Raw genomic sequence first — 12,749 nt, forward strand, 5'->3', positions numbered from 1 at the left:
GCGCGTCATGACGACTTGCGCACGCGCAGGTACCAGTCGCAAAGCAGCCTCACCTGCTTCGGCGTATAGCCCTTCGCGACCATCCGGTTCACAAAGTCCTCATGCTTGCGCTGCTCCTCCGCCGACCCCTTCGCGTTGAACGAAATGACCGGCAACAGTTCCTCGGTATTCGAGAACATCTTCTTCTCGATCACGACACGCAACTTCTCGTAGCTCGTCCATACGGGGTTCTTGCCGGCGTTGGCCGCCCGTGCGCGCAACACGAAGTTCACGATCTCGTTGCGGTAATCCTTCGGATTGCTGATCCCGGCCGGCTTCTCGATCTTCTCCAGCTCCGCGTTCAGCGCGGCGCGGTCGAAGCTCTCGCCCGTGTCGTGATCGCGGAATTCCTGGTCCTGAATCCAGAAGTCCGCATACGTGACGTAGCGATCGAAGATGTTCTGCCCGTACTCCGAATACGATTCGAGGTAAGCCGTCTGGATCTCCTTGCCGATGAACTCCGCATAGCGCGACGCGAGCACGTCCTTCACGAACGACAGGTATTTCTGCTCCGTTTCCGGCGGGAACTGCTCGCGTTCGATCTGCTGTTCGAGCACGTACATCAGGTGCACCGGGTTGGCCGCGACCTCGCTCGAATCGAAGTTGAACACGCGCGACAGGATCTTGAACGCGAAGCGTGTCGACACGCCCGTCATCCCTTCGTCCACGCCCGCGTAGTCGCGGTACTCCTGGTACGACTTCGCTTTCGGATCGGTGTCCTTCAGGTTTTCGCCGTCGTACACCTGCATCTTCGAGAACAGGCTCGAATTCTCCGGTTCGTGCAGGCGCGACAGCACCGAGAACTGCGACATCATCTTCAGCGTGCCCGGCGCGCACACGGCCTCGGCCAGCGACGAATTGCGGATCAGCTTCTCGTAGATCTTCGTCTCTTCCGACACGCGCAGGCAGTACGGCACCTTCACGACGAAGATCCGGTCGAGCAGTGCCTCGTTGTTGCGGTTGTTGCGGAAGGCCTTCCATTCCGACTCGTTCGAGTGCGCGAGAATCACGCCGTCGAACGGAATCGCGCCGAAACCTTCGGTACCCTTGAAGTTGCCTTCCTGCGTGGCGGTCAGCAGCGGGTGCAGCACCTTGATCGGCGCCTTGAACATTTCGACGAATTCGAGCAAGCCCTGGTTCGCCAGGCACAGGCCGCCGGAGTAGCTGTATGCGTCGGCATCGTCCTGTGCGTACTGTTCGAGCTTGCGGATGTCGACCTTGCCGACGAGCGACGAGATGTCCTGATTGTTCTCGTCACCAGGCTCAGTCTTCGCGATGCCGACCTGCCGCAGGATCGACGGATAGCGGCGCACCACGCGGAACTGGCGGATGTCGCCGTTGTATTCATGCAGGCGCTTGACGGCCCACGGACTCAGGATGCTCTTCAGGTAGCGGCGCGGAATGCCGTATTGCTCTTCGAGGATCGGGCCGTCCTCGTCGTAGTCGAACAGCCCGAGCGGCGATTCGTTGACGGGCGAACCCTTCAGCGAATAGAACGGCACGCGCTCCATCAGTTGCTTCAGGCGCTCGGCGATCGACGACTTGCCGCCGCCCACCGGGCCGAGCAGGTAGAGGATCTGCTTCTTCTCTTCGAGCCCTTGCGCGGCGTGCCGGAAGTAAGCGACGACCTGCTCGATCACTTCCTCCATTCCGTAGAACTCACGGAACGCGGGATAGACCTTGATAACCTTGTTCGCAAAGATCCGCGACAGGCGCGGGTCGTTGCGGGTATCGATTTGTTCTGGTTCCCCGATTGCAGCCAGCATGCGTTCGCCGGCCGTGGCGTACGCTGACGGATCGTTCTTGCAGAGCGCGAGATACTCCTCCAGCGAGAGCTCTTCCTCTCGCGTTTTTTCGAAGCGGTTCGCGAAGCTGCTGTAAATATCCATGCTACCTCCCTCGCCTGAGTCTGAAGACGTGCTTGCCTTCGTATGACTGCGCAGAAGCAAGCGCGTTCGAATTCATCCTAAACCCTTTCTGTTTTTTTTTCACGAACTCTTCGTATGAAGTTCGTCATTCTCGACAACACCGGTTGGACAATGCATTTCCACGCTTTACAATCGATCTCCCGAGCCGCAGAAACTGCATCCGCGATGTCTCGTCGAGCATCGGAACGTCTCGTGCGTTGGACGCTTCGGTCGTCGTCGCTGCTCCTCCACTTCTTCGTTCACACACCCCTTCATCCCTATACGTTCGAGCGATCGTGCGCGACGACACGCCACGTGCGCCGTTACAAATTTTTTTCGCATTCTTCGGAGATACCCGTACGTAGCACGGATGCCAAAACACGACGCGCGACGATGCACGATCGTTCATGTGCGCTGTCACATTCTGTCGATCGCCGAAACGACGACGCCCGCATGCCGCGGGCGTCGTGCGCTACCAAATGGGGATAGATGCGCGATGCACGCGAATCAGAACGTCTCCCAGTCGTCGCCGCCGGCAGTGGCTGCAACCGGCGCGGGCACCGTGGACGCGGCCACGGGTTGGCGAGCCGACGTAGCAATTGCCGTGCGCTTCGCCGGTGCATCGTGACCATCGCGTGCCGTCGCCGGTGCGGGCGTCGCAGCCGACACGGCTGCCGGCGCGGCAGGCATCGCGCGCGGCGCTTGACGCGCGGCAGCGACAACCGCTGCCGGCCGTGCCGCTTCGTCGTCGATCCGGAACACCGAAACCGTCTGGCGCAGACGCGCGGCCTGTTCGTCGAGCGATTGCGCCGCCGCAGCGGCCTCCTCGACGAGCGCCGCGTTCTGTTGCGTCACCTCGTCCATCTGCGCGACCGCGCGCGCGACCTGGTCGATGCCGCCGCTCTGCTCCTCGGATGCTGCCGCGATCTCGCCCATGATGTCCGTCACACGCTGCACCGCACCGATCACGTCGCTCATCGTGCGCCCCGCTTCGTCGACCAGCGTCGAACCGGTGCGGATGCGGTCCACCGATGCATCGATCAGCGCCTTGATCTCCCTGGCCGCGCTCGACGACCGCTGCGCGAGGCTGCGCACTTCGCCGGCGACCACCGCGAAACCGCGCCCTTCCTCGCCGGCGCGGGCGGCTTCGACGGCCGCGTTCAGCGCGAGAATGTTGGTCTGGAACGCGATCCCCTCGATGATCGCGATGATGTCCGCGATCTTCGCCGAGCTGTCGTTGATCTCGACCATCGTGCCGACCACCTGGCCGACGACGGTATTACCCTTGTTTGCAATTTCGGATGCGTTGGCGGCCAGCGAGCTTGCCTGCCGTGCATTGTCCGCGTTCTGCTTCACGGTGCCGGTCAGCTGCTCCATGCTCGATGCGGTTTCCTGCAACGCCGCGGCCTGCTCTTCCGTGCGCGACGACAGGTCGATGTTGCCGGCGGCGATCTGCCGCGCCGCGGTCGCGATCGACTCGCTGCCGCCGCGTACGGTGCGCACCGTATCGACGAGCGCGTGCTGCATCTTCGCGAGGCCGTCGAGCAGCTGGCCCATTTCGTCGCGGCGGCGCACGACGATCGCGCGTCGCAGGTCGCCCGCGGCGATCGCGTCGAACTGCGCGAGCGCGTCCGCGAGCGGACGGCCGATCGCGCGGCTGAGCGTCAGCCACGACAACACCGCGGCGCCGAAACCGGCGACGAGCACGACGATCGACAGCACGCGCAGCAGCTCGTACACCGATTCCGCGTGATTGAAGCTCGCCTGCGCGTCGCGGAACTGGAAGCCGCGCAGCGCTTCGCTCGCGACCGCGAGTTCGTTGTAGCGCACCTGCAACTGTTTCGCGCCGTCGCCGATCCGGTCGTGCCGGTCCGAGCCGACGATGCCCGCGAACGCGTCGCACGCGCTCTGCAGCGCCTGTCGCTTGGCGGCAACGTCCTGCGCAAGCCCGTCCTCTTCCGGCCCGCGCGGCAGCGCGAGATATTTCCGCCACCATGCGTCGGACTGCGTACGCATGCTGCGGCTGCGCTCGACCGCCGCCGCCGCGTCGGGCGTGCCGGCCAGCATCACCGCGCGGTCGAGCGCCAGCCGCTCGCGCGCCGCGTACATTTCCGCGACGGCAACATCCACCGCGCTCGGCATCTGGTTCGTGAAAATTTCGCGCGTCGAGTCGTTCGAGCGCGCCATCCCGTACAGGCCGAGCACGCCGACCACCCCCAGCAGCACGGCGAGAAACGCCATCGTCAAACCGATGCGCGCACGAATCGTCAGGTTTGTGAACACCATCATCCTTCCTGTTTTGCGTCGTCATGGACGGGCCGTGCCCGTTTTCGAAACAGTGTTTCGCCCGATGCATTTACGACCGCGCGCCGCCCAACTTGATGGTATTGACCGCTCTTTTTCACCAATCAGTTCATTAATTACAGATTGATGAATAATGGGGGTGAACCACTGCCGGTTCGCGAAAGCAGGAAGGCGATGGCAACGCGGCTTGCGCGACGACGCCAGAAAAGAAACGGCCGGCCGCCTGCTGCTGCAGGCGCCGGCCGCGATGGGGGCAATCCGGTTCTATTCGCCCAGTTCGGCGAGGGTAGGAATCGATGGCTGCGCACCCGCGCGGGTCACCGACAGCGCCGCCGCGCGCTGCGCGAAGCGAATCGCGGTATCGACGTCCTCGCCGGCCGCGAGCCGCGCGGCGAAACCGCCGATGAAGGTATCGCCGGCCGCGGTCGTGTCGACCGCTTGCACGACCGGCGCCGGGTAATGCCGCGCCGCGCCGTCGGCTGTCAACGCCAGCACGCCGCGCGCGCCGAGCGTGATCAGCACGTTACGCGCACCGGCCGCCTGCAGCGCGCGCGCCGCGGCTTGCGCGTCGTCCGGATCGCGCACCGGCAATCCGGTCAAGGCGGCGGCCTCGACTTCGTTCGGGATCAGGTAGTCGACGAGCGGCAGCCAGCCGGCCGGCAGCGGCGCGACGGCCGGGGCCGGATTGAGCACCACCGTGCGGCCGAGCCGCCGCCCGGCCGACAGCGCCGCGAATACGGCGTCCGGCGGCGTCTCGAGCTGGCAGATCAGCACGTCGGTCGCAGCCAGTGCGGCTTCGTGCCGTGCGACCGTGTCGGGCGTGACTTCGCCGTTGCCGCCCGCGACGATCACGATCGTATTCTGGCTCGCGTCGTCGACGACGATCAGCGCGACGCCGGTCGACGCCGTCGCACTGGTCGCGAGCCGCGTGCAGTCGATGCCCTCCGCTTCGAGGCCGGCCCGCAACGCCGTGCCGTGCGCATCCGCGCCGACGCAGCCGATCATCGCGACCGTTGCGCCGAGCCGCGCGGCCGCGACGGCCTGGTTGCCGCCCTTACCGCCCGCCGCCTGCGCATACGCATGACCGGCCAGCGTTTCGCCCGGCAGCGGCAGCCGCGGCGCGCGCACGACGAGATCCATGTTCAGGCTGCCGACCACCGTCACGCGGCCGGCCGCCGCCGCGCGCGCCGTCATGCGGGAGTGCCGGGCACGACCGGCTCGCGGTAGACCGACGTGGATTCGCGCAGCACGAGGCGCGGCGACACGACGCGACGACGGCTCGGCGCGGACGTCGAGCCGCCGCCGATCCGCTCGATCAGCGTCTGCGCGGCCATTTCGCCGAGCGCGCGCACCGACTGGCCGACCGTCGACAGCGCCGGATACGTGTAACGCGAGAATTCGATGTCGTCGAAGCCGATGATCGAGCAATCGTCCGGCACGCGCATGCCGCGCTCGGCCGCCGCACGCAGCGCGCCGACGCCCATCAGGTCGTTGCCCGCGAAAATCGCGCTCGGATGCACCGACTCGAACAGCCGCGACGCCGCGTGATAGCCGCCGAGACACGAGAAATCGCTTTCCGCGATCGCGCCCGGCACGATGTCGATCCCGCGCTCGGCCATCGCGCGGATGAAGCCGTGCACGCGCATTGCGCTGACGGCCGTGTCCGTCGGCCCCGTGATGCAGCCGATCTTCGCGTGCCCGAGTTCGAGCAGGTGGCGGGTCGCCAGGTACGCGCCGCGTTCGTGGTCGATCTGCACGAGATCGGCCGCGAGCCCCTCGATGTTGCGGTCGACGACGACGAGCGGCGCATGCGCGTCCGCGAGCGTCTGCGCCAGCACCGCGTCCTCGCCCGCCGACGCGACGATCAGCCCGTCGATGCGCTTTTCCTGCAGCACGCGCAGATAGTTGCGCTGCTTGACGGGATCGTCGTCCGAATTGCAGAAGAACACGCAATAGCCGTTGGCCGCGCACTGATCCTCGATGCCGCGCGCAAGCTCCGCAAAATACGGATTCGTGCTGTTCGGCACGACGAGGCCGATGGTCGCCGTCGAGCGCGCCTTCAGCGAGCGCGCCACCGCCGATGGCACGTAGTTCAGCTCGCGGATTGCGCCCTCGACCTTCGCACGCACATCCGCGGACACCGGCCGCGAATTGTTCACCACGTGCGAGACGGTCGTAAACGACACGCCCGCCATGGCCGCCACATCCTTGATCGTCGCCATTTCCCGTTTCTCTCTGGTCTGCCTTCTGTGTAGTTCTACCGCGCGCGCGTGCGCCGGCTGCGATACGTATCGAGCACGACCGCCACCACGATCACCGCCCCGGTGATGATGCGTTTGGTCGGCTCGTTCGCGCCGATCTGCGCCAGCCCGGCGGCCAGCACGGAGATGATCAACACGCCGAAAAACGTGCTGATCACCGAGCCGCGCCCGCCCATCAGGCTCGTGCCGCCGATCACGACGGCCGCGATCACCTGCAGCTCGAGGCCGACGCCCGCATTCGGGTCGGCGGCCTCGAGCCGCGAAATCTGGAACAGCGACGCGAGTCCCGCGAGCGCGCCCATCAATGCGAATACGAGGATTTTATACGGCCGCGGGTTAACCCCGGCAAGTCTTACCGCTTCCTCGTTCGTGCCGATCCCGACCAGGTAACGCCCGAACACCGTACGTGCAAGCACGAACTGTGCCGCGATCATCACCGCGACGGCGATCAGGAACGCCGGCGAGATGCCGAGCGCGATCGGATTCGACAGGAAATCGAACGCGTCGCCGATGTACGCGGTGCGCGAATTCGTCAGCTGGTATGCGACGCCACGCGCTGCCTCCAGCACGCCGAGCGACACGATGAACGACGGAATCCGCCAGCCGACCGTGATCGCGCCCGTCAGCGCGCCGGTGACGGTCGCGATCGCGATCCCGGCCAGCGCCGCCGGCAGCGGCCCCCATTGCCACTTCAATGCCGCCACGCTGACCATCGACGCGGCCAGCGCGAGCACCGAGCCGACCGACAGGTCGATCCCGGCGATGATCAGCACGAAGGTCATCCCGACCGACATCACGACAAGATCGGGAATCTGGTTCGCGATCGTACTGAACGTATCGTAGGTCAGGAAATGCGAGCTCAGCGTCGAGAACAGCACGATCATCGCGGCGAGCGCGCCGGCGAGCCCGAGATAGTTCGACAAACCGAGCCGCGTGCCGGACAGCGCGCGGGCACGACGCCCCGTCACGGTCTGCCGGGCGCCTGCGTCGGTCGGGGATACGGGAGGCTGGGTCATTGATGTCGTCCTGTCGTCGAAGTGCCGCTCGGTGTGCCGGAAGCCGCGCGCGGCGCGGCCTGCGCATCCGGCTGCCGCGCGCCGTCCGGCAGCGCTTCGCGGCCGAAGCCGGCGAACGCCGCGGCCAGCAGCGCATCCTGGGTCCAGTTGCCGCGCTCGAACACGGCGGTCATGCGGCCGGCCGACATCACGCCGATCCGGTCGCAGATCAGCATCAGCTCGCGCAGGTCGCTCGAGACGACCACCAGCGCGCGGCCCTCGCGCGCGAGCGCGCCCATCAGCGTATAGATCTCGAATTTGGCGCCGACGTCGATGCCGCGCGTGGGTTCGTCGAACAGCAGCACGCCCATGTCGCGCGCGAGCCAGCGGCCGATCACGACTTTCTGCTGGTTGCCGCCCGACAGCTCGCCGACCGCCTGCGCGGCGCCGTGCGTGCGGATCCGCAGTGCGTCGATCTGCTGCTCGGCGAGCGCCGTCTCGCGCGCCGTATCGACGATGCCGCCGCGCGCGAGCCGGTCGAGCTGCCCCAGCGACACGTTCGACGTGACCGACTGCGACAGCAGCAATCCTTCGCCCTTGCGGTCCTCGGTGATCAGCGCGATGCCGTGCTTCACCGCGTCGACCGGCGAGCCGATGCGCGCGGGCTTCAGCGGATCGCCGACCGCGATCATCCCGGCGTCCGGCGTATCCGCGCCGTAGATCAGCCGCAGCAATTCGGTGCGCCCCGCGCCGATCAGCCCGGAGATCCCGAAGATTTCGCCCGAACGCACCTCGAGCGATACGTCCTGCACGGCCGTGCCGCGCGTCATGCCCGACACGACGAGTCGCGGCGCGCCGATATGGCGTGCGCCGAGATCGATGTGTTCGCCGATCTCGCGCCCGACCATCAGCGTGACGAGCCCGTCGGATGTCGTCGCGGCCATGTCGCCGACGTGCACGAGCCGACCGTCGCGCAACACCGCGACGCGCTCGGCCACGCGCGCGAGCTCCTCGAGGCGGTGCGAGATGTAGACGATCGCCACGCCGCGCGCCTTGAGCCGGTCGATCTGCTCGAACAGCAGTTCGACCTCGCGCGCGGTCAGCATCGCGGTCGGCTCGTCGAGGATCAGCACGCGACAGTCGCCGATCAGGTTGCGCGCGATCTCGACCATCTGCTGGTGGCCGATGCCGAGCGCGCCCACCGGCGTATCGGGGTCGACCGCGTCGAGACCGACCTGCGCCATCGCGGCGCGCGCGTCCTCGCGCAGCCGCGCGCGGTCGATGATGCCGAAGCGGCACGGCAAACGGTTCAGGAACAGGTTTTCGGCGACCGTCAGCGTCGGCAGCAGGTTCAGCTCCTGCATCACCATGCGCACGCCGAGCGCCTCGGCCTGCGTGCGGCTCGCCGGCGCATAGGCCTGGCCGCCGAGCTGCATCGTGCCGCCCGTCGGATCGACGAGGCCGCCGATGATCTTCGACAGCGTGCTCTTGCCGGCGCCGTTCTCGCCCGTCAGCGCGAGCGCTTCGCCCGACGCGAGCGTCAGCGTGACGTCGGCGAGCACGGGTTCGGCGTAGGTTTTGCCCACACCGGAGACGGACAGCACGGGAACGGCTGAACGGGAGGGTTGGAAGGTCGGTTCCATCGCGATCCTGGTTGCGGCCGCGCGCACGCGGCGCGCGGGTATGACGCTCACAAGTGCATGTGCATGCAGTGGCCGTGATCGCGCTCACTCCGGATAACGGCCGCCGGCCCGGATTCTTGAGGGCGGCGGCCGCGACCGGCAGCGGCGTTACTTCGTCACGAGATCCACCGGCGTCTCGACCACGCCGGACAAGTCGGCCTGCTTGCGATGCTCGGCGATCGCCTTGAGCGCCGTATCGATGCCGAACACCGCCTGCTTCGCCGCATACTGGTCGGCGGTCGCGAGCACGCGGCCGTCCTTCAGCATCGGCTTGATCGCGTTGATGTTGTCGTAGCCGACCACGAACACCTTGCCCTGCTTGCCTGCCGCGCGCACGGCCGACACGGCGCCGATCGCCATGTTGTCGTTGCCGCACAGCAGCGCGCGCAGGTTCGGGTATTCGTTGAGCATCGCGGACGCAACCGCGTTGCCCTTGTCGATTTCCCATTCGCCCGACTGCACCGACACGACCTTCATCCCGCCCGCCTTCATCGCGTCCTGGAAGCCGGCCGTGCGCTGCTGCGCGTTGGTCGTCGTCGACACGCCCTCGACGATGCCGACCTGGTCGCCCGCCTTCAGCCGCTTCGCGAGGTAGTCGCCGATCTTGCGCGCGCCCTTGCGGTTGTCCGGGCCGACGAACGGCACGTTCAGGTTCTTCGACTTCAGCACGTCCGGATCGAGCCGGTTGTCGATGTTCACGACGATGATGCCCGCGTCGACCGCCTTCTTCACGACCGGCACGAGCGCCTTCGAATCGGCCGGCGCGAGCACGATCGCGTCGACCTTCGACACGATCATCTGCTCGACGATGCGGATCTGGTTCGCGGTGTCGGTCTCGTCCTTGATGCCGTTCGTGATCAGGTCGAACTGGCTGGCGTTGTGCTTCTGGTATTCCTTCGCGCCGTTTTCCATCGTGAGGAAGAACTCGTTGGCGAGCGACTTCATCACGAGCGCGACCTTCGGCTTGGCCGCAGACTGCGCGTGAACGGCCGGTGCGGCAGCGACCGCGACGGCGGCAAGCGCGGCGGTCAGGAAGCGACGGCGAAAGAGGACATTCATACACATCTCCTGGCGACTGGCCCGACGGGCCGGATGGTTGTTTGGCTGTTGTTTTAATGTGAGCAAACGTTTGCGCCACACTTCCCGGACATTGGCCATCGATGCTGCTTGTCGGTACCACGGAATGGAAGCAAGGCAGACGGCCGACTGCCTGACGCGTGCTGTCATTGACGCGCCACCGCCGGCGGGACGCCGGCGGAGTGAGGGCTATGCTGTACCGTTTCGGTTCGGCGCGCAACCCGTCTGATCAATATTTAAGGGTTTATTCTGAGCGCCCCACGGGGTATGTCGCGGGGCGGCGGCAACGCATACGCCGGTTGCCGTGCGCCACGCCGCACCCTGCACGACAGGCGCAACCGATGGTTCGGCGCGCCCGTGCAATGCATCCGGCGAGCGCATGCCGCGCCGCCGAACGATCGCCCGCGCGATCAGACCGCTTCGCGCAGCAGCCCCGCGATTTCCGCTTCGTTCAGATGCGGCGCGAACATCTCGATCAGCCGGTACGCATACGCACGCAGGAACGCACCCTTGCGCAACCCGACGCGCGTCGTGCTCGCCTCGAACAGATGCTGCGTGTCGAGCGCGACGAGGCCCGTGTCGCGCTGCGGATCGAACGCCATGGCCGCGACGACGCCGATCCCCATCCCGAGCTCGACGTAGGTCTTGATCACGTCCGCGTCGATCGCGGTCAGCACCACATCCGGCACCGCGCCGGCCTGCGTGAACGCCTGGTCGATGTGCGAGCGGCCCGTGAAATCCTGGTCGTACGTGATGATCGGATACTCGGCGATTTCCTCGAGCGTCAGGTTCTCGCGGCCGACGAGCGGATGCCCCTTCGGCACGACGACCGTGTGATGCCACGAATAGCACGGGAACGTGACGATGTCCGGATAGCGGTCGAGCGCCTCGGTCGAGATGCCGAGATCGGCCTCGCCGTTCAGGATCATCTGCGCGATCTGCTGCGGGCTGCCCTGGCGCAGCGCGAGATGCACCTTCGGGAATACGTCGGTGAACTGCCGGATCACCTTCGGCAATGCGTAGCGTGCCTGCGTGTGCGTCGTCGCGACGACGAGGTGGCCGCTGTCCTGATCCGCGAACTGACGCGCGACGCGGCGCAGGTTCTCGGCGTCGAGCAGCATCCGCTCGATCAGCTGGTGCACGGCCTTGCCGGGCTCCGTGAGCCCGGTGAGGCGCTTGCCGCGCCGAATGAAGATGTCGACGCCCAGTTCGTCCTCGAGATCCTTGATCTGCTTCGACACGCCCGACTGCGACGTATACAGCACGTTCGCGACTTCCGTCAGGTTCATGTTCTGACGCACGGCTTCGCGCACGAAACGCAATTGCTGAAAATTCATGGGTATGCCTCTTAGGCTGTCGTTGTTCGAATGTCGATTCGGAGCGGTGTCCGCTCTCTTCTCTTTACCGGGTTCGGGCGTCAGTGTGCGGGAAATACGCGCACCGCGCGCGGTACCGCCGTCGCGCCGTCGCCGACCTGCAACGCGAGCGCACGCCACGCGTCGCGATCGAGTTCGGCTTCGAGCGCGCCCCCCGCGCGCGCCTCGAGTTCGATCCGCACCGAGCCGCCGAGCGGGATCACGCGGCGCACGTCCACCGCGATGCCGTCGCGATGCCCGTCGCCGGCCGGCCAGAGCTGCAGGTCGTGCGGCCGCACGTAGGCGTTCGCGGGGCCCGCGAAATCCGCGTCGACCGCGATCGGCGCCGCCGCGCCTTCGGCGACGAAGCCGCTCCCGGCGACCGTGCCCGGCAGCCGGTTCGCCGCGCCGAGGAACTCGTAGACGAACGCGCTTTGCGGATGATCGTAGACGTCCTGCGGGCTGCCGACCTGCTCCACGTGACCGCGGTTCAGCACGACGATCCGGTCGGCCACTTCGAGCGCTTCCTCCTGGTCGTGCGTGACGAAGATCGTCGAGATGTGCAGGTCGTCGTGCAGGCGCCGCAGCCAGCTGCGCAATTCCTTGCGCACCTTCGCGTCGAGCGCGCCGAACGGCTCGTCGAGCAGCAGCACCTTCGGCTCGACCGCGAGCGCGCGCGCCAGCGCGATCCGCTGGCGCTGGCCGCCCGACAGTTCGGACGGATAGCGCTGCGCGAGCCAGTCGAGCTGCACGAGCTTCAGCAGTTCATGCACCTTGTCGCGGATCACGGCTTCCGACGGCCGCTCGCGACGCGGCTTCACGCGCAGCCCGAATGCGACGTTCTCGAATACCGTCATGTGGCGGAACAGCGCGTAGTGCTGGAACACGAAGCCGACCTGGCGATCGCGCGCGCCGACCGACGCGACGTCAAGCCCCTGCAGCACCACCTGGCCGGCGTCCGCATGCTCGAGGCCCGCGATCACGCGCAGCAGCGTGGTCTTGCCGCAGCCGGACGGCCCGAGCAGGGCGACGAGCTCGCCCGGCGGAAAGTCGAGCGACACGTTGTCGAGTGCGGTGAAATCGCCGAAGCGCTTTTGAAGGTGACGGACGGTGATACCCATTCTGGTTG

At 66.6% G+C, this 12,749-nt stretch carries 10 protein-coding genes; 1 reads left to right on the forward strand and 9 read right to left on the reverse strand.

Annotated features, from left to right (window positions below):
* Positions 1 to 5 precede the first annotated feature (5 nt).
* Together BME24068_RS10350 and BME24068_RS10355 are read right to left on the reverse strand one after the other, a co-directional pair.
* The gene (locus BME24068_RS10350) at positions 6 to 1,928 is read right to left on the reverse strand and encodes a PrkA family serine protein kinase (protein WP_096505402.1); all 1,923 of its coding nucleotides are present in this window, start codon (positions 1,926 to 1,928) and stop codon (positions 6 to 8) included.
* A 525-nt stretch (positions 1,929 to 2,453) separates the two neighbouring features.
* Entirely contained in the window at positions 2,454 to 4,232 is a 1,779-nt protein-coding gene (locus tag BME24068_RS10355) for a methyl-accepting chemotaxis protein (protein WP_174926012.1), read from the reverse strand.
* On the opposite strand from BME24068_RS10355, the gene BME24068_RS10360 reads away from it, so the two are divergent.
* Entirely contained in the window at positions 4,222 to 4,377 is a 156-nt protein-coding gene (locus BME24068_RS10360; protein WP_162826235.1) for a hypothetical protein, read from the forward strand. The two genes, BME24068_RS10355 and BME24068_RS10360, sit on opposite strands and share 11 nt — an antisense overlap.
* A 137-nt stretch (positions 4,378 to 4,514) precedes the next feature.
* Here the strand turns inward: BME24068_RS10360 and rbsK are convergent, their stop codons facing one another.
* From rbsK to BME24068_RS10395, 7 genes are all read right to left on the reverse strand, one after another.
* A complete protein-coding gene (rbsK, locus tag BME24068_RS10365; protein WP_174926013.1) occupies positions 4,515 to 5,444 on the reverse strand; it encodes a ribokinase in 930 nt (309 codons plus the stop codon).
* Complete coding sequence (locus BME24068_RS10370) at positions 5,441 to 6,472, reverse strand: LacI family DNA-binding transcriptional regulator (RefSeq protein ID WP_096505408.1); 1,032 nt, start codon at positions 6,470 to 6,472, stop codon at positions 5,441 to 5,443. Before BME24068_RS10370 ends, rbsK begins: the two co-directional genes overlap by 4 nt.
* Before the next feature lie 35 nt (positions 6,473 to 6,507).
* Positions 6,508 to 7,527 carry an ABC transporter permease gene (locus BME24068_RS10375; protein ID WP_174926014.1) on the reverse strand — a complete coding sequence of 340 codons (1,020 nt, stop codon included), beginning with the start codon at positions 7,525 to 7,527 and terminating at the stop codon, positions 6,508 to 6,510.
* Positions 7,524 to 9,149 (reverse strand): sugar ABC transporter ATP-binding protein, encoded by a 1,626-nt coding sequence (locus BME24068_RS10380; RefSeq protein ID WP_174926015.1) that lies wholly within the window; start codon positions 9,147 to 9,149, stop codon positions 7,524 to 7,526. Before BME24068_RS10380 ends, BME24068_RS10375 begins: the two co-directional genes overlap by 4 nt.
* A 147-nt stretch (positions 9,150 to 9,296) precedes the next feature.
* Entirely contained in the window at positions 9,297 to 10,247 is a 951-nt protein-coding gene (locus BME24068_RS10385; protein ID WP_096505414.1) for a sugar ABC transporter substrate-binding protein, read from the reverse strand.
* A 428-nt stretch (positions 10,248 to 10,675) separates the two neighbouring features.
* Complete coding sequence (locus BME24068_RS10390; RefSeq protein ID WP_096505416.1) at positions 10,676 to 11,602, reverse strand: CysB family HTH-type transcriptional regulator; 927 nt, start codon at positions 11,600 to 11,602, stop codon at positions 10,676 to 10,678.
* Between the two features lie 80 nt (positions 11,603 to 11,682).
* Positions 11,683 to 12,741, reverse strand: coding sequence for a sulfate/molybdate ABC transporter ATP-binding protein (locus BME24068_RS10395; RefSeq protein WP_174926016.1), 1,059 nt, complete (start codon positions 12,739 to 12,741; stop codon positions 11,683 to 11,685).
* Positions 12,742 to 12,749: the final 8 nt, after the last annotated feature.

It is taken from the genome of Burkholderia anthina, from assembly GCF_902498995.1.
GTDB lineage: Bacteria > Pseudomonadota > Gammaproteobacteria > Burkholderiales > Burkholderiaceae > Burkholderia > Burkholderia anthina.